The sequence below is a fragment of the Agriterribacter sp. genome, from assembly GCF_035444585.1.
Classification (GTDB): Bacteria; Bacteroidota; Bacteroidia; order Chitinophagales; family Chitinophagaceae; genus Agriterribacter.
Map to the genome: position 1 here is coordinate 1 of NZ_DAOMOZ010000090.1, position 17852 is coordinate 17852.

A 17852-nucleotide genomic window follows, 5' to 3' on the forward strand; every position below is an offset into this window, starting at 1 on the left:
GTATGGGACCCATCTGTGCTAAAGAACATCTTGCTGCTTATCTTCCGTCGCATTAGTTCAGTGATACCAAAGAAATGGGAGCGCGTACATTTCCCGGATCCGGCGGAGCCGTGAGCGCCGCACCTTATGGCTCGGCGTCCATATTGCTGATCAGCTATGCTTACATCAGGCTGCTGGGTGCTGCAGGAGTGAAAGCCGCAACGCAATACGCCATCCTGAACGCCAATTATATGCGGGCAAAACTTGAAAAATATTTTGACATCCTGTATCTCGGGGCTAATGGCACATGCGCCCACGAATTTATCGTTGACCTCCGTCCTTTTAAACCCACCTCCGGCACAGAAGCAGAAGATGTAGCCAAGCGGTTGATGGATTATGGTTTTCATGCACCCACAATGAGCTTTCCTGTTCCGGGAACCATTATGATCGAACCAACCGAGAGCGAGGATAAAGCAGAGTTAGACCGCTTCTGCGAAGCGCTGATCAGTATATATCATGAAATAAAGGCTATTGAGGAAGGAAAAATGAGCAAAACGGATAATCCCCTGAAAAATGCACCGCATACTATGCAGGTTGTATGCGCGGATGAATGGACCCACCCCTATAGCAGGCAGGAAGCCGCTTTCCCGCTTTCCTATATCACCCATAATAAATTTTGGCCGGGCGTTTCGAGGATCAACAATACTTATGGTGACAGGAACCTGGTTTGCACCTGTGAGCCTTTGGAAAGTTATATAGAAGCAGAGAAAAGCTAAGGATAAGGGTAAAGAAAAGTACAACATAAAGGAAGAAATTACGCTCCCTTTTTCTTCGCTTAATTTATTTGCTTTGCTTCCATCTTTCGAATATTCATCCCTTCTCCTCCCAGATCATCGCCAGGTGTACAATGGTTTCAACGCTTTTTTGCATATCCTGCACGCTCACGTATTCGTGTTTGCCGTGAAAAGCCATTTCCCCGGTAAAAATATTGGGGCAGGGCAATCCCATAAATGAAAGGCGTGAGCCGTCTGTACCTCCCCTTGCGCTGCTCAATACAGGTTGTATCCCTGCTCTTTGTATTGCTTGAACAGCATACCGGCTTACCTGCGGATGCTTGTCCAGCACTTCTTTCATGTTGCGGTACTGCTCTTTTACTTCAAATGCTGCCGTAACACCCGGGAATTTTTTAAGGGTTTCATTTACTATTTGCTGCAATAAAGCTTCATATTCCTTAAGCTTTGCGGTATTAAAGTCACGTATAATGAACGCTACACTTACTTTTTCGGCAATGCCACTGATATGTACAGGATGAACAAAACCTTCTCTCTCTTCCGTGGTTTCGGGGGAAAGCTCATTTTGGGGGAGCGACTCAATAAAAGCGGATGCTGCTTTTATTGCGTTCACCAGCTTGTCTTTTGCATAACCCGGGTGTGCACTTATGCCATTAAAAGCAATCGTAACACTGTCTGCCGAAAAAGTTTCGTCTTCAAATACGCCACGCTCACCCGCATCCAGCGTATACCCGAAATCGGCACCCAGTTTTTCCAGGTCTGCTTTGTCTACCCCCCTTCCGATCTCTTCATCTGGGGTAAACAATATTTTAATTGTTCCGTGCTCAATTTGAGGATGTGTTACAAAAAAATGAACCATATCCATTATTACGGCAATGCCTGCTTTATCATCGGCTCCCAGCAATGTGGTTCCCGAAGCAGTTATGATATCTTCTCCTGTTTTTTTGAGCAGGTAGGGATGCGCAGCCGGGCTGATTATCTGTGCGGGGTCATCCGGTAAAACAATATCATTTCCCTTGTAATTCCGGTGCAGAACAGGCTTCACTCCTTCACCCGTGCAGTCTGGCGATGTATCTACGTGCGAGCAAAAGCAAATGACGGGTGTTTTTTTCCCCGTATTGGACAAAAGCGTAGCATATACATAGCCGTGCTCATCCAGTTCAGCATCGCCAATGCCCATTTCCCGTAATTCTTTCACCAGGATACGCGAAAGATCCTTTTGCTTTTCGGTGGAAGGAAATGATGTTGAATGGGGATCCGATTGCGTATTGATTTGAACATAACGCATAAACCTTTCCGTTACTGTAAAATTATAATCGCTGAACATCTCAAAAATCTTTAGTCATTAATGTTTCCCGTATCTTAAAAGTACAGCATCGCATAAAAATCCGATAAACCAGTTATTCAGTTTCTATACTATCCCACAGCGTTCGTGCTTCTTATGCTGTTAAATGCACTACTGAATATTTGCTGTATACCATAAACGGGATAAGCAGCAATACAACCCAAAGAGCAATAATAATGATCTTTTCCCGTACGCTGATTTCATTTTGCAAAGGAGGGATCAATACTTTATTAAGATATGCAAGAATATCGCCCTCATCGGGAGACAGCATCTCGGGGTCATGTTGTTTCAATGTCCTAACATGTTTTATCATTATTCTCCTTATGGTCATATATTCTTCATCGGTAAGGTCATCGTAGTTCCTGCTGTAATCCAGGTTGCCTTTATCCAGCGCATTCCGCACTTTATATATAATACTGAGCTTCCGGTAACGGATAACAATGAACCATACAATAAATACAATAAAATAGCTATTCATATATACAGCCAGGCAAAACAGGAGTACAGCCGATGCAACAAGAAAAGCAAGCTGCATTTTCCCGGACAAACGAAAAAAAAGATTCTCAAGCAGTTGTCCTCCGTCCAATGGTGTAACCGGCAAAAGATTGAATGCATTGAGCATAACCAGCGCAAACGACAATTGATAATAGATGGGTTGGTGAACCTGAAGGAACAGTATAAAAAACAGCAGGCCGGCGAGTATGCCGGGGAGTGGTCCTGCAAGAAGGGTTACAATGCGTTGCCGCTGCGATACGATATTTGGTTCTCCTGAAACAAAAGCGCCCAAAAAAGGAATAAAAAAAAGCCGTACGTCTTTGTAACCAAAACCTTTCATGGCAATAAAGTGGCCGGCTTCATGCACAAGAATAACGCCGGTGAGAATTACGAGCCATTTTAAATTACCCTGAAAAAAATAATAATATACACCTATATACAGGAGGAAACTGACTATTGTTTTCAGTAAAGTGTGGCCGGACCGGTCAAATGCGGCTTGCATAGATTTTTTTCTATGTACTGCAGGGTCATGCGCTGAGGTGCCACTTGTCATTCGGATATGTTTCTGTGCATATGCGTGTTAAATCAAAAAATAAGTTATTATTTTGAATAATTAATAACAAAATTTCAGGCGGTGATGTTTGCCGTAAATTAATTGTATGAAAGGACGCCCTCTATCAACTATCCAGGCTGTAATATTCTTTCTCATTTTATCATTGATCTGGATACTCAGCACCGATTATCTGCTGCTCCAGGCTTTTGGCGATAACATAAGGCTGTACCATTACGTGCAAAGCTTTAAGGGGGTGGCTTTTGTTGGCTTAACAGCAATAATCATCTACCTTATTATCCGGCGGAACAGCAACTATTTTGATCAAAAATACAATGCTCTTGTTTTTAACCATACAGAACTTGAAACCATTCTTGCTGAAACAGACCTGGGCATTGCACGTTTAAACAGCCAGGGAAAATTTCTTTACGTAAATCCTTTTTTTTGTACGTTAACAGGTTATACCGGTTCTGAGCTTACACAACAACACTATAGCTTAATTATAAAAGCTGAAGATAATGTTGAACAGGAATACTGGGACATGCTGTTAAAGCAGGGCAAACTCAACAGGATGAAAAACCTTGCAGTGGTTACCACTAAAAGCCAGGTTAAGCTGATTTGCAATATATCGGTTAATGAAGTAAAAGCCAAAACCGGTACTTCTGTTTATATTCTTATTTTGGAAAACATTACAAATAAAAGAAATGAAAAGAAAATGCTGGAGGAAAGCCTGAAACGGTATAATATTCTAAGCATGGCTACTATGGAAGGGTTATGGGACTGGAATATGCTGACCGGGCAGATCTATTACAACTCAAATATCAAACTGCTGTTTGGGTATGATGATGCCGAATTGCAGCAGGGTTATAGCTGGTGGAAAAACAATATCCATCCGGATGACAAGGAGAAAATACTTGATAAAATGAATGCGGCACTTCAGATATCCCATGTTTCAACACTCAATAATGAATACCGGTTTGCGTGTAAAGACGGATCGTATAAGATCATAACAGACTGTTTTTCTATTTTGCGCAGCAGTGAAGGAAGGGCTTTCAGGCTCATTGTATCCATGCACGATGTTACAGAACAACGTAACCTGCAGCGGCAGTTGGCCGAAAAGGAGATCATATACCGCCGGCAGCTGGCACGGACAGTTATGGATACCCAGGAAAGTGAACGCAGGAAATTGGCCGAAGAGCTCCATGATAATGTAAACCAGTTGCTGGGGGTAGTAAAACTATATATTGAACACTCTATTGTTAATGATAAGATCAGGGATGGCTTGCTTAAAAAGAGCAATGAATATATTGATAAGGTAATTGAGGAGCTGAGAAACCTTTCCAAAAACCTGGCGCCTCCGCTGCTTGCCGAGCTGGGACTTGAACATTCGCTGATAAGTTTGGGTGAAGCCATAGAAGAAGTTCAGCCTGTTAATATCCGTGTAGACATAGAACACCTTGATGAAGCAAAGCTTACCGAAAGTCATAAACTGATGTTGTACCGCATTGTACAGGAACAACTGAACAATATTGTTAAACATGCACATGCACAAAATGTAACGGTGCATATAGAACAAACAGACGGGAAAGTACTGCTTGTAATTACCGATGATGGTGTTGGCGCAGACCTTACTCTCGATAACGGACAGGGCCTGGGACTGAGAAATATCCGCAACAGAATTGAATTATACCAGGGTAAAATAAATATGGATACTGCGCCGGGCAAAGGATTTGTGCTAAACGTGGAGTTTGAGGTATAGATCCTGAGCTTCTGAGATCCATTTGAAATCCTCAAATGTCCTCCATTATTTCGCTTAACTGGAGCCAGCGCATTTCCTTTTGATCCAGTAGTTGTGAAACCTCACCTATCCGGGTCGAAAATTGTTGCAATTGTTCATAAGATAAGCTGCTGCTGAGCATGTCCGTAATGTCTTTTTTCTCTTTTTCCAGATCCTCTATTTCCTTTTGCAACAGTTCGAACTCTCTTTTTTCTTTGAAGGAAGGCTTCTTTTTTTTAGCACCCGGATCCTGTTCTTTTACAATGGCATCCTGAAGCGTTTTGCCTGTTTGCTGCAATTCGCTTTCGGTAAATTGCAACCTGCTCTCTTCCTCCTGTTCTTTTTTCCATAACCTGTACCGGGTATAATTTCCGGGGAAGTCTTTTATTTCACCATATCCTTCAAAAACGAATAAATGATCTGTAAGTCTGTCCATAAAATAACGGTCGTGTGAAACAATGAGCAGGCAGCCCTGGTATTCACTTAAAAAATTTTCGAGCACACCCAATGTAGGAAGGTCAAGATCATTGGTGGGTTCATCCAATATTAAAAAATTGGGGTTCCGGAAGAGTATGGAAAGCAGCAGCAGCCTTTTCTTTTCTCCGCCACTTAACTTCGATATAAAAGTATACTGCTGATCGGGTTCAAACAAAAAGAGTTGAAGGAACTGTGCGGCGCTGAGTGATCCGCCATTTGCCAGCGGAAAGTTTTCCGCTATATTTTTTACATATTCTATTACCCTCACATCTTCCTTTATTTGAAGACCATGCTGTGAGTAATAACCAAAAACAACGGTTTCACCAATGTTTATTTTTCCGCTGTCGGCTTTTTCAATGCCCTGCAGGATATTCAGAAAAGTAGATTTACCAGCTCCGTTTTTCCCTACAATGCCAATTCGTTCACCCTTTGCAAATGTATAATCAAAGCCTTTTAGTATAACATGGCTTCCATAGGCCTTATATACTTTTTTCAGTTCGGCTACTTTGCCGCCCAGACGGCTCATTTTTACCTGTAATTGCACGCGGTTATCTGCCATCCTTTGCCTGGCTTTGGCTTCCACCGCGCCGAATGCATCTATGCGGCTTTTCGATTTAGTGGTTCTGGCTTTTGGTTGCTTTCGCATCCATTCTAATTCTTTGCGGTATAAGTTTTTCGCTTTATCGATACCGGATGCCTGCTGCTCAAGCCGTGCAGCCTTTTTTTCTATATAGTTCTCATAATTTCCCCTGTATACAAATAATTCACTGCCATCCATTTCCCAGATCTCGTTGCATACACCATCTAAAAAATAACGGTCATGCGTAACCAGCAGCAAGGTTATCTTTTCCTGGTTGAGGTAATGCTCCAGCCATTCCACTGTTTCAACATCCAGGTGGTTGGTGGGCTCGTCCATGATAAGGAGCACATGCTTGTGCTCAAAGCCAATATCAATTAAAGTTCGGGCAAGCGCCACCCTTTTGCGTTGTCCTCCCGAAAGCGTGCCGGCTCTTTGCTGATACTGGTGGATATTAAGCTTACCCAGGATCTGCTTTACCTTACTGTCGAAATTCCAGGCATTGAGCTCATCCATTTTTATAATGGCATTGCCCAATAAAGCCTCGTCTTCACTTTCGCTTGCCGCTTCATACGCTTTAATGGCATCAATAACCGGGTGATCGTGGTGGAAGATATTGTCGAGCACAGACAAATCATCAATAAATGACGGTTCCTGTTCAAAAAGAGCCACCGTTACGTCTTTGTGTACCCACAGCTTTCCGTCTTCCGGTGTTTCTTTGCCGGCAACGATTTTAAGTAATGTAGATTTTCCCGAACCGTTGCGGGCAATCAATGCGATCTTATCGCCTTCTTCAATATGAAAATCCAGGTTTTTAAAAAGGGGCTTTATTCCGTACGACTTTCCCAATCCTTCGGCAGATACATAATGCATGCGGCAAAGATAAAAAAGAGTTCAAAGATTCTCGCAACGAAGGGTATTGTCTTTGTATTTAAACCTATAGGCTTTAATGCAAAAAATTCCATTGTAGAGGAAGGATGTTCACACAACCAAAAGCCCGCACCGGCGGAAATTTTAAAATTGTGTTACGCCGTTTACCACATTCCTGGGTTTGCCTTGTAAGAAGGCTTTTATGTTTTCTGCAGCTTCTTTCAATAACCTTTCCCGGGCCTCCTTCGTAGCCCATGCAATATGTGGTGTAATGATACAGCGGGGAGCTTTTAAAAGAGGATTCTCTGCAGGGGGCGGCTCTGTCGATAACACATCAAGCGCTGCCCCGGCAATCCGGTTATCATGTAAGGCCGCGGCCAGATCTGTTTCATTTATCAATGCCCCGCGCGCAGTATTTATCATATACGCCGAAGGTTTCATAAGGGTTAACAGATCCTTGTTTACCATTTGGCGTGTAGCTTCGGTAAGCGGACAATGCAGGCTGATAAAATCCGATCGCCTGAAACAATCTTCTGTCCCCGCAAAGCTTACACCGGCAATATCATATTTATCAGGATGACGAACGGAAGCAATGATCTTCATTCCGAAGGCCATAGCTATTCTGGCTACTGCCGAACCAATCTGCCCTAACCCGATAAGGCCAAGGGTCTTTCCCTGCAGCTCAAATAACCCTTCATGACCAAAACAAAAATCCTTACTCCTGGTCCACGCACCGTTCTGCACTTCGGCAGAGCGGCGGTTAACGTTATAAGTAAGCTCCAGTATTAAAGCCCAGGTTAATTGCGCAACAGATTGCGTGCTGTAGCCGGGCACATTACACACCGGGATATTTCGTCCGGCGGCAGCCCGGATATCTACGTTGTCGTAACCTGTTGCCAGTTCTCCAATATACTTCAATTGAGGCAATGCCCTGATCACATCGCCCGGGATCTTCGATTTGTTGGTGAGTACAATTTCTGCACCAGCCGATCGTTTCAACACTTCATCTGGCGCTGTTCTGTCGTGAATGGTTAAGGTGCCAAATGTTTCGAGCAACGACCAGCTTAAGTCGCCGGGATTGATCGAATAGCCGTCAAGTATTACAATATCCATGCTTATAATTAATTGTATCTTAGTAAACCCGAAAGTAAGCAGGATTATCCTAACCTCTTCATCACAATGAAAAAAAATAAACAACGCCCGGCAAAATTCATTCTTATTGCAGCACTTGTCATTTTGATATTACCTGTGTTAACGGGCAAAACCTATTTGTATAAGGCTGTGGTATATAATTTTGCCGGCATTGATGACTATACCATTTTTGATAACCATACCATACCGGCAACACAACCTGTTCCCTGGCGTTTTTCTGCCGGTTACGGCAAAGCAAAAATACCGGATACGCTGGAGCAATACCTCAGAACATTAAAATCAATTGGTTTGCTGGTTGTGCAAAACAGGCAGATCGTTGTTGAAAAATACTGGGAGGGATACAGCGACAGTTCCCTGTCCAATTCCTTTTCGGTTGCAAAGAGTATTTCCGGCCTGCTTACAGGAGCGGCTATACATGAGGGTAAGATCGGTTCGGTTAACGATCCTGTAGGTAAATACCTGCCTGAGTTTGCTGAAGGAGAAAAAGCCAAAGTAAAAATAGTTGACCTCTTAACAATGAGCAGCGGCAGCGACTGGAATGAAAGCTATGCCAACCCGTTCTCGGTAACCACAGAATTGTATTATGGCTCTGATGTATATAAAACAGCAACCGGCGTAAACATTGTCAAAGCCCCGGGCACCTGCCATTCCTATAAAAGCGGCGATACGCAATTGCTGGGCCTGGTCGTTGAAAAAGCAACGGGAAAATCTTTAAGCGCCTACGCTGCTGAAAAACTATGGCTACCGCTTGGCGCAGAGCACGATGCTTTGTGGAGTACAGATAAACAGGGAGGCCATGAAAAAGCCTATTGCTGCTTTAACAGCAATGCCCGCGATTTTGCGCGTATAGGTCAACTGATGCTGGATAGCGGAAAAATAAACGGCGTTCCTGTTATTGACAGCGCTTATTTTCACAACTCTGTTACGCCGTGCCTGATCCCGGATGAGGACAACAAACCGTGCAATTACTATGGCTATCAGTGGTGGATCATACCCGATCAGCAAAGCATCTTTTACGCAAGAGGCATATTGGGCCAGTATATCATTTGCATACCTGCTCTTGATATGGTTGTGGTTCGTTTAGGAAAAAAAAGAGATGAAAAAATAAACAATGTTCCTATAGAAGTTAATAAATTGATAGCCTGGGCACAGACGCTTAAATAAGGGGCCGGAGTAACATACAAAGCATTCTGTTCAGTTCCTGCAACGTCTTTTCTTTTTTCACTTTACCTTTGCCGCTCACCTACTGGTTATTCGGATGAACAAAATTGTTTTTATTACCGGCGCTACTTCAGGATTTGGCGAAGCATGCGCTTTACGGTTCGCAGAAGCAGGATACGATATTATTATTAACGGGCGGAGAGCGGATAGATTAAAGGCGCTTGAAAAAGATATCGAAAAAAGATTTTTTGTGAGGGTGCTGCCTCTTCCTTTTGATGTGAGCAAACGCGATGCTGTTTTTAATGCCATAAATGGCATTACCGGCGACTGGCGGAATATTGATGTTCTTATTAACAATGCGGGACTTGCACTCGGACGTGATTTTTTTGATGAAGCAGATCTGGATGAATGGGATACCATGATGGACACCAATGTAAAAGGCTTGCTATACGTTTCAAGGGCTGTTCTGCCGTTAATGATTTCACAAAATAAAGGGCATGTCATCAACCTGGGTTCCGTAGCAGCAAAGGAAGTATATGAAAAAGGCAACGTGTACTGTGCCAGTAAGTTTGCGGTAGATGCCCTGAGTAAAAGCATGCGCATTGACCTGCTCAGGCATAACATAAAAGTAACGGCTATTCATCCCGGCGCAGCAGAAACAGAATTTTCATTGGTGCGGTTTAAAGGTGATGCTGCAAAAGCCAATGCGGTATACAGGGGGTTTAAGCCACTGACAGCTAAGGATGTTGCAGATGTTATTTTCTATTGTACCACGGTTCCCGAGCATGTTTGCATCAACGATCTTGTTATATGTCCTTCACAGCAGGCAGATGCCATTTATTTTCACAAAAAATAATTTAGGCAGCATATTTGCGTTGAATACTTTACAGGTAAAATTAAAAATGATTGCCCGTTAATGTAGTTCGTTCAACACCGGATACAAGCCGGTCCACAACCCTGTAAAAACATTCAAAATGAAAAAGCCGTTCCTTTCAGTCGTATGCTCCCTGCTATTTTTTTGTTTTTCTTCATTTGCCCAGTCCAACGATGTCATCCGCGTCAGTCCCTGTGACAATCAATCTGTTCAGAAACAGGCCGACAGTATAAAACACCTGCTCGAGAATGGCGGGTTTTCCGTATTGCGCGAGGCATCCATTACCATGGAAAGCGAATATGAGATCCCTATTATAGTACCGATGAATGAGGGTATATCGTACCAGTTTGTTTTTATAGGTGACACAAAATCTAATTTGTATGAGGTGAGGATGTACGACTATAATGAGAAACAGGTAGTATATCAGAAAAAAAGAGGCAACGTGAATGATAACATTATCAGTTATTCTTATATCCCTAAGATGTCTGAATACCATATGATAAAACCCCTGCAGGTAAACAGCAAACAAAAAAAAGATCTGTGCGGTTATGTAATGCTGTTCAGCAAGAGCGAAGCACGCGACAAAAAAGCCAGGTAGTACGTTTTAATTACTCTTTCTTCAGGGTGTTGCGATATACAAAAAGAGGCTGTATTTTGCCACAGCCCCTTTAACTTTAGTTCCCGGAATTCTTTTACTTTTAATTTTATCCTTTTTTTGATTTTTTTATTTTGGATTTTGGCAATGCAGGCTGATCTGATTCTTTATTTTGTCCGGAGATTGATTCGGCCAGCTTTACCGCTTCATACGCATTTACTATGCCGGCAGATTTGCTAAGCTCCGACATGCTTACTTTTTCGCCGGTTCCCGGCTTCTGTACTTCAATACCTTCAAGTTGGGTAGAAGACTTTTCAATAACCGATTTAATTTGCTGCACGGTAAGATCCGGATAATAAGACATCAGCAAAGCTGCCAGTCCGGCCACCACAGGACTGGCCATACTGGTACCTTGCAAATTCCCGTATTGATTTCCACCTGGTAATGTGGAATATATTTTTACACCTGGTGCAAAGACATCTACTTTTTTCCTGCCGTAGTTTGAGAACGAGCCAATGATGCCGCCCGCTGCAGGATCGCCGCTGGCGCCTACAGTTATCCAGTTGCCGGCTACTGCTGTTGTATCGTCTTTGAAATCGGGGCTTGGAAAATTATCATTGCTGTCAATATCTTTTGCGTCATTTCCTGCAGCATGTACCAGCAGCACACCTTTGGATTCTGCGTAACGCACTGCATCATCTACCCATTGTTTCTGTGGAGATATGCTTTTACCGAAGCTCATATTTATTACTTTAGCGCCATTGTCTACGGCATAGCGGATGGCATTTGCCACATCCTTATCGTGCTCATCTCCGTCCGGAACGGCTCTTACTGTCATAATGCGCACATTATCAGCAATGCCGTTAACTCCAAGACCATTATTGCGTGACGCCGCAATGATACCGGATACATGGGTTCCATGCATAGGTGTGCCGGCCATTACATCATTGTTACCGTAGTCGCGGTCATTGATATCATCATAATTGTCCTGAACTATTTCTCCACGATAATCTTTTGGCTCTTTTACAATGGCTTCGGCTTTTGATTTTTCACCATTGTAAAACTCTTCCGTCATTTCAAGAAGCCTTTTATTGGTCATTTCGGTGGCCTGGAAACCAAGGAACAAAGCCATGATGGTGCTTTTTGCCTTGCTTTCGTCTGCTGAAGCCGGCTTGAACTTTTGTAAGTCATCGCCCTTGTATTCGCTCCTGCTTAAGCTGCTTTGAAGGATGCTGTCGGCCCAGGGCATTTTTTCTACTATGTTTTTCAGGAACATTACATTCAGCGAAGCTTCCTTGGCATCACCTTCTATCAGGTTCCTTACTTTTTTATACATCTTTATTTCATCCAGTTCTTCAGGGCTCGCTGTGGCTTCATCGGGTACAGTGTCGCCAAATTTCTTTTTTAATTTATAATACACCCTGGCAGCCTCATATGAATCTTTATTTACATTTCTCCCGTCTTTTCCGCCTAAAAAATTCCAGCCGTATATATCATCAATATATCCGTTGTTATCATCATCAATGCCGTTGCCCGGAATTTCGCCGGGGTTATGCCATAAAACAGGCTTAAGGTCTTCATGGGTTGTATCCACTCCTGAATCAATAACAGCCACCACTACCGGCACACTCTTTTTGTCCTTTAACAACTCACCGTAAGCTTTTTCCACATCTATACCATAATAACCGTCCTTTTGCCTGTCGAGCATATGCCACCCCTTCGGAATATCTTTTACAGCGGTTTGTGCCAATCCGGATTGATATAGCATCAATCCCACGAATGCGAGTACTAAAGTTTTCTTCATGTAATTTGTTTGTTTAGCAAATTTGGACAAAAAATATCAATTATAGCTTCAGTTAACACAATTTAAAGAGACAGAGACGATAAAAAAAAATGTCAGGGTTGCGTTCCCTGACATTTTATATGAATCTTAACGATTTAATGCCTGAGCTGAAGTCCCACGCCGCCGTTCAAAACATTTGTTCCTGCATCTTTTGTTGTAATACTCATTTGTGAATCCTTTACACCCAGATCTCTCAAATAGCTTAAAACTGTATCAGCCTGTAAGGTAGAATTATTATCAGTTGACTTTACCACATCAACTTTCACTCCCGGGTTATTCATTATTTGATCTGCCAACTGTAAAATAATATTGAAATCTTTATTTGATAAAACACCGGCCTCTTTTTCAAATTTTACTACCGCTAAATAATCTGCCGCTGCCGGTTGGTCATTATTAAAATCATTTGAAGCTAAACTACCTTCAATGTTTCCGGTTTCTGCACAGCCTCCGTTTGCAATACTGCCTACCACAAAAGGACACCTGTCTTCTTCATCGTTCACACCATCTGCATCACTGTCCGGAACGGGGCAGCCTTCAAATCGTGCAACGCCGGCAACAGCAGGACATTTGTCTTCAAAATTGAACATACCGTCCGCATCAGTATCGGCAAATTGCATATTACCCTCATTCAACTGATCTTTAACTTCGAGGTTCTCTAAACTGCTTAATGCAACAAAGGAAGATGAAACGCTTGCTACAGACAAAGTTGAAGCCGTTTCTTCAGCGATCGCAGATGAAAATGATTCAGAAAGAGCCATATCTGCGGCAGAAGGATCGGGCATACTGATATGTACCGCATCAACACTATTATATTGCGACTCTGCTGCAACAGTTTCAGCAGCGGAATTGATTTTTGCTAACGCATGATAAGAAATGGTCTTTTCTGCAGTTACAGATGAAATGAGCGGGTTTAATTCCGTATTGTCTGCCTGAATAACATTCTCATTACCAGTTAAAAACAAAGGGTCAGCCTGTTCAGCTTCCGGGAAATTGTTTTCCTGCAAGCCAACCCTTTCTATCACAAAAGAGTTACCCAGGCCTAAAATGTCACTATCTACCAGGGATTGGGCACTGTAATCATACAGTATCAGCGCCGACAGGAGTACCGCATCTATCTTTCTCATAAAAATCATTTTTTTGTTTATAAAGGGCGGATAGGATTTCTGAACTATATAACGAAAAAACACTTAGGTGGATTGTAAAACTACTTAGTCTTTCATCGGGGATATTGTGCAGCTCATCGAAAGTATCTGGTGCGGCGCTAAATGTGCATGGTGGTGAATAGTGAGTTGTGAATGATAAATTCACTATTACCTGTTCACTTTTATCTGTTCCCACTTTCTGCAATAACATGCAGATAATTTGCTTGGACTTAACACCGGAAAGAGCTTTTAAGAACGGCCTGCCGGAATATGTAAAGCGCGGCCGGAGTTGATCACAGGAGTGATTGGTAACACAAAACTATAATAAGTTGCTGTTAAATGCAACCTGCGTAAAACGATATTATCACATGATAAAACGCTAACGATATGCTTAAAAAAATAAACATCTTTCCGTGGTGGAAAGATGTTTATTAAAATAGGTTATCCGTTTCCGTTAGTATTTTATTTTAAATGCAACACGTCTGTTCTTCGACCTGCCCTCCTCGGTATTGTTATCGGCTATAGGATGTTCAGATCCGAAGCCGGAGGCAGTTAACCGTTCGGGTGCGATACCTTTTTTAACCAGGTAGGTTTTTATGGCAAGAGCCCGGCGGCCGGAAAGCACCTGGTTATGCCGTATAGAGCCGGTGTTGTCTGTGTGTCCTTCAATATCCAATTTAAGCTCGGTATCACTTCGCATAATTTCTGCCATCTTATCCAGGGCGGTAAAAGAAGTTAGCTTGATATTGTCGCTGTTCACATCAAACAGGATACTGCGCGCTGCTTTATTGATATCGTCGAGCATATCTTTGGCAATATGCGGACAGCCATTGTTTTCTTTTGCTCCGGCTTTAAGAGGGCATTTATCCGCATCATCATCAATACCGTCGCCATCGGTGTCGGGCGCGGGACAGCCGTTGTATTTGACCGTTCCGGCAATGGCGGGGCAGTTATCGCTGTCGTCATTTATGCCGTCGGCATCGGTATCGGGCACAGGACAGCCATTGTATTTGGCCGTTCCGGCCACATCGGGACATTTATCTGCTTCATCTGAAATGCCATCATTGTCTTTATCCGGGGCGGGACACCCCAGGAGTTTACTGATGCCCGCAATGCCTGGGCATTTGTCTTCGTTGTCCGGTACGCTGTCGCCGTCTGTGTCCGGGCAGCCGCTTGTTGCAGCCGTCCCCATTTCGGCAGGACATTTATCCAGTTTATCGGGTACGCCATCTCCGTCACTGTCTTTTTGATCTGCTTTGATTTTAGCTGTTTTAGATGGCGTAAGCCATATTACCGCAGTTCCTCCCCAAAGCTCATGCCTGAATGACCCCGGGTATTGAGCCGTATAAAAGTCAGACATGCTTCTGCTGTAATTTGCAGTGAGCATGAGCCGGTCATTAAAATCGAATCCTGCCAATGCATTTATGCCCCAGTTCAGCTTATCGTATTTGTTAACTGCATCGCCGGAAGCGAGTTTGTCGGTGAAAATATTGCGCTCGCCGGAAGCATTTATAATTTCATATGCAGCTTTATCTGTGAGCTGTAAAGCAATGTATGGACCTCCACCCACTATAAATCTAACTTTTGAGGTAAGCGGAAGCCGGTAAATAAAATTTACCGGAAGTTCGAGGTAGCTGGTTTTCCAGGAAGCATTGATAGCAGAAGTATCGTTCAGAAAGGATTTTGCTGAATCATATGTTTTGGAGAATTTCCTGCCTTTACTGGTGTACAACAGCGCCGGTTGAACAGCCCAGTTCCCTTTTTTATCTAAGTTTATCTCCGAAAAAAAACCTGCATGAAAACTCCCAAGCGGAGAAAAATTCCCTTTGTATTGCTGATTCCAGTTTTGAAGACTGTTTGTTTCAATAACAGAAGCATTATGCGCCCCTCCGCCAATACCCCATTTGACCTGGGCATAAATCAGGTTAAAAGAAAACAGACTGAAGGCTAACAGTAAATATGTTTTTTTCATATTAACGGGTTATTTCCAAAGGATGAATGGTATATATGATGATTATAACGTGTAATACGTTATAATATTATTGGGATTCAGGTGGTTCCGTTTTCCATGGAGAAAGCTGCCGTGGTTGTGCTCATCTGTTTTCCACCGCGTATCCGGGGGCAGATACTTTCAGTAAATTCCCTCTTGAAAGCAGCAAAGGAATATGAATAACTAAAAAAACAAATTTTTCAAAAAAAAGATATGCACGTTTCACGGGAAACATGTGGATAAGTACCTCATTTATAGGATCTTTAACAAAAAGCTTAAATATTAAACCGAATACCCTGGGCCAGCGGAAGTTGGGATGACCAGTTGATGGTATTGGTTTGCCGGCGCATATAATTTTTCCATGCATCGCTGCCGCTTTCCCTGCCTCCGCCTGTTTCTTTTTCGCCCCCGAAAGCCCCGCCGATCTCTGCGCCGCTGGTGCCTATGTTCACGTTGGCAATACCGCAATCGCTCCCTGCAGCCGACAAAAACAATTCAGCTTCCCTCAGGTTGAGGGTCATAACAGAAGATGACAGCCCCTGGGGAACGCTGTTTTGAATAGCAATGGCTTCTTCCATGCTCCTGTATTTCATTAAGTAAAGTATTGGAGCAAAGGTTTCCTGGTGAACAATTGCGTAATGCGGCAATACTTCGGCAATGCAGGGCCTTACATAGCACCCGCTTTTGTATTCCGGTCCTTCCAGTACAGCGCCATCAACAATAAAATTGCCGCCCTCCTTTTTACAGCTTTCTATAGCCGCCAGGTAGTTTTTTACGGCATCGGTATCGATCAGGGGCCCTACATGATTTTCCGCGTTCATGGGGTCGCCAATCCTTAACTGCCGGTATGCGTTTACCAGTTTTTCTTTAAAAACGTCGTAAATATCTTCATGAACGATCAGTCGCCGGCTGCTGGTACAGCGTTGCCCGGCGGTGCCCACTGCCCCAAACACACTGGCCACTACGGCTATATCCATATCGGCATCTTTTGATACAATTATGGCATTATTGCCTCCCAGTTCCAATAAGCTTTTTCCCAGCCTGGAAGCTACTGCAGCAGCCACCGCTTTCCCCATACGGGTAGATCCCGTTGCAGAGATCAAAGGGATCCTTACGTCGTTTGCCATTTTTTCTCCAATGTATTTGTCTCCAATTAAAATGCAACTAACTCCTTCAGGAACATTATTTTGTACCAGTATATCTGAAATTAAATTCTGACAGGCGATCGCACATAAAGGCGTTTTCTCGGACGGCTTCCATATACAGGCATTGCCGCATACCCAGGAAAGCATTGCATTCCAGCTCCATACGGCCACAGGAAAATTAAAGGCGGATATTATGCCGGTAACACCCAGGGGATGCCATTGTTCGTACATGCGATGGCCCGGGCGTTCGCTATGCATGGTTAACCCATACAACTGGCGCGAGAGGCCCACGGCAAAATCGCAGATGTCTATCATTTCCTGCACTTCGCCCAGGCCCTCCTGCAGGCTTTTCCCCATTTCGTAAGAAACCAGTTTTCCGAGAGGATCTTTATATTCCCGCAGCTTCTCTCCGATTTGCCTGACCACCTCTCCTCGCTTTGGAGCCGGCCAGTTCCTCCATTCTACAAACGCTTCATTTGCTTTTCTAACCGCAGTTTCGTAACCATTATCATCGGCGAGATATACGCTTGCTATCAGGGCGCCGTTTACCGGCGAATAAGAAGGCCGGATCGCACCCGACGATCCGATATAGAATTGGCCCGTAGAAACGCCCTGGTTTACAGAGCTGATCCGGAGCTGTTCAATAAAATTACTCATGGCATTTTATTTTACCGCAATATACATATTGCCGGCGCAGTTTACATTCATTAATATAAAAATGCGGGGTGCAACCATTTTAACTTTTTGAAAATTACGGGGCAGGCAAGGTTATGCGAAGCCTGAAGCTTCCTGCGGTACCGGCTTTTTCAAATTTCAACCCGCTTCATCCAGCGGCCGGGATCATCATCCGCAGCTTTCTTTGATGTATGTTATTAAATCGGGTACAGTTATTGATTTAACGGTTAAATGTTATGAGGTTTCAAAATTATTGGTCTTCTTTGCATACTGTTACGCTTTTTTGTATCCGCAATGAGAAACCTGTAAAGTGCAGGTTTTTTTATTTACTGCACTCCTGCTTATCCCCATATCACTTGAAAGCCTGGCGATTTTAATCGGGTTCCAACTGTGTGAAACCGTGTATTGTTAACT

The 17852-nt window shown here is 43.4% G+C and carries 13 protein-coding genes; 5 read left to right on the forward strand and 8 right to left on the reverse strand.

Features of this window, described 5'->3' with window-relative positions; all coding sequences use genetic code 11:
* Positions 1-74: 74 nt before the first annotated feature.
* Positions 75-755: an aminomethyl-transferring glycine dehydrogenase gene (locus PLH26_RS11225; RefSeq protein ID WP_324586109.1), complete on the forward strand. Its 681-nt coding sequence runs from the start codon at positions 75-77 to the stop codon at positions 753-755.
* Positions 756-849: 94 nt separating this feature from the next.
* Here the strand turns inward: PLH26_RS11225 and pepT are convergent, their stop codons facing one another.
* Positions 850-2097: a peptidase T gene (gene pepT, locus PLH26_RS11230; protein ID WP_324586110.1), complete on the reverse strand. Its 1248-nt coding sequence runs from the start codon at positions 2095-2097 to the stop codon at positions 850-852.
* Between the two features lie 112 nt (positions 2098-2209).
* Positions 2210-3112, reverse strand: coding sequence for a site-2 protease family protein (locus PLH26_RS11235; RefSeq protein ID WP_324586111.1), 903 nt, complete (start codon positions 3110-3112; stop codon positions 2210-2212).
* Positions 3113-3269: 157 nt separating this feature from the next.
* On the opposite strand from PLH26_RS11235, the gene PLH26_RS11240 reads away from it, so the two are divergent.
* Positions 3270-4919, forward strand: a complete 1650-nt coding sequence (locus PLH26_RS11240; protein WP_324586112.1) for a PAS domain-containing sensor histidine kinase — start codon at positions 3270-3272, stop codon at positions 4917-4919.
* A gap of 31 nt (positions 4920-4950) precedes the next feature.
* On the opposite strand, the gene PLH26_RS11245 is transcribed toward PLH26_RS11240, so the two are convergent.
* Both PLH26_RS11245 and PLH26_RS11250 read right to left on the reverse strand, forming a co-directional pair.
* Positions 4951-6864, reverse strand: coding sequence for an ABC-F family ATP-binding cassette domain-containing protein (locus tag PLH26_RS11245; protein WP_324586113.1), 1914 nt, complete (start codon positions 6862-6864; stop codon positions 4951-4953).
* Positions 6865-7005: 141 nt separating this feature from the next.
* The gene (locus tag PLH26_RS11250; RefSeq protein ID WP_324586114.1) at positions 7006-7974 is read right to left on the reverse strand and encodes a D-2-hydroxyacid dehydrogenase; all 969 of its coding nucleotides are present in this window, start codon (positions 7972-7974) and stop codon (positions 7006-7008) included.
* 66 nt (positions 7975-8040) lie between these two features.
* Here PLH26_RS11250 and PLH26_RS11255 point away from each other — a divergent pair, with 66 nt between their 5' ends.
* From PLH26_RS11255 to PLH26_RS11265, 3 genes are all read left to right on the forward strand, one after another.
* On the forward strand, positions 8041-9177 hold the full coding sequence (locus tag PLH26_RS11255) for a serine hydrolase domain-containing protein (protein ID WP_324586115.1): 1137 nt from the start codon (positions 8041-8043) through the stop codon (positions 9175-9177).
* A gap of 94 nt (positions 9178-9271) precedes the next feature.
* Positions 9272-10030 (forward strand): SDR family NAD(P)-dependent oxidoreductase, encoded by a 759-nt coding sequence (locus PLH26_RS11260; protein WP_324586116.1) that lies wholly within the window; start codon positions 9272-9274, stop codon positions 10028-10030.
* Positions 10031-10148: 118 nt separating this feature from the next.
* Positions 10149-10646 carry a hypothetical protein gene (locus PLH26_RS11265; RefSeq protein ID WP_324586117.1) on the forward strand — a complete coding sequence of 166 codons (498 nt, stop codon included), beginning with the start codon at positions 10149-10151 and terminating at the stop codon, positions 10644-10646.
* A 106-nt stretch (positions 10647-10752) separates the two neighbouring features.
* On the opposite strand, the gene PLH26_RS11270 is transcribed toward PLH26_RS11265, so the two are convergent.
* The 4 genes from PLH26_RS11270 to amaB form a co-directional block, all read right to left on the reverse strand.
* Positions 10753-12447 (reverse strand): S8 family peptidase, encoded by a 1695-nt coding sequence (locus tag PLH26_RS11270; protein WP_324586118.1) that lies wholly within the window; start codon positions 12445-12447, stop codon positions 10753-10755.
* A gap of 134 nt (positions 12448-12581) precedes the next feature.
* Positions 12582-13610, reverse strand: coding sequence for an OmpA family protein (locus tag PLH26_RS11275; RefSeq protein ID WP_324586119.1), 1029 nt, complete (start codon positions 13608-13610; stop codon positions 12582-12584).
* A gap of 472 nt (positions 13611-14082) precedes the next feature.
* Entirely contained in the window at positions 14083-15600 is a 1518-nt protein-coding gene (locus tag PLH26_RS11280; protein ID WP_324586120.1) for an OmpA family protein, read from the reverse strand.
* A 293-nt stretch (positions 15601-15893) separates the two neighbouring features.
* Positions 15894-17420, reverse strand: a complete 1527-nt coding sequence (amaB, locus tag PLH26_RS11285; protein WP_324586121.1) for an L-piperidine-6-carboxylate dehydrogenase — start codon at positions 17418-17420, stop codon at positions 15894-15896.
* Positions 17421-17852 lie beyond the last annotated feature (432 nt).

Excerpts from the sequence above, each read along its gene's own strand:
- pepT (WP_324586110.1), bottom strand. The coding sequence starts at position 2,097 with ATGTTCAGCGATTATAATTTTACAGTAACGGAAAGGTTTATGCGTTAT.
- PLH26_RS11255 (WP_324586115.1), top strand. The coding sequence starts at position 8,041 with ATGAAAAAAAATAAACAACGCCCGGCAAAATTCATTCTTATTGCAGCA.
- PLH26_RS11235 (WP_324586111.1), bottom strand. The coding sequence starts at position 3,112 with ATGCAAGCCGCATTTGACCGGTCCGGCCACACTTTACTGAAAACAATA.
- PLH26_RS11265 (WP_324586117.1), top strand. The coding sequence starts at position 10,149 with ATGAAAAAGCCGTTCCTTTCAGTCGTATGCTCCCTGCTATTTTTTTGT.
- PLH26_RS11245 (WP_324586113.1), bottom strand. The coding sequence starts at position 6,864 with ATGCATTATGTATCTGCCGAAGGATTGGGAAAGTCGTACGGAATAAAG.
- PLH26_RS11250 (WP_324586114.1), bottom strand. The coding sequence starts at position 7,974 with ATGGATATTGTAATACTTGACGGCTATTCGATCAATCCCGGCGACTTA.
- amaB (WP_324586121.1), bottom strand. The coding sequence starts at position 17,420 with ATGAGTAATTTTATTGAACAGCTCCGGATCAGCTCTGTAAACCAGGGC.
- PLH26_RS11240 (WP_324586112.1), top strand. The coding sequence starts at position 3,270 with ATGAAAGGACGCCCTCTATCAACTATCCAGGCTGTAATATTCTTTCTC.
- PLH26_RS11275 (WP_324586119.1), bottom strand. The coding sequence starts at position 13,610 with ATGAGAAAGATAGATGCGGTACTCCTGTCGGCGCTGATACTGTATGAT.
- PLH26_RS11260 (WP_324586116.1), top strand. The coding sequence starts at position 9,272 with ATGAACAAAATTGTTTTTATTACCGGCGCTACTTCAGGATTTGGCGAA.
- PLH26_RS11280 (WP_324586120.1), bottom strand. The coding sequence starts at position 15,600 with ATGAAAAAAACATATTTACTGTTAGCCTTCAGTCTGTTTTCTTTTAAC.
- PLH26_RS11270 (WP_324586118.1), bottom strand. The coding sequence starts at position 12,447 with ATGAAGAAAACTTTAGTACTCGCATTCGTGGGATTGATGCTATATCAA.
- PLH26_RS11225 (WP_324586109.1), top strand. The coding sequence starts at position 75 with ATGGGAGCGCGTACATTTCCCGGATCCGGCGGAGCCGTGAGCGCCGCA.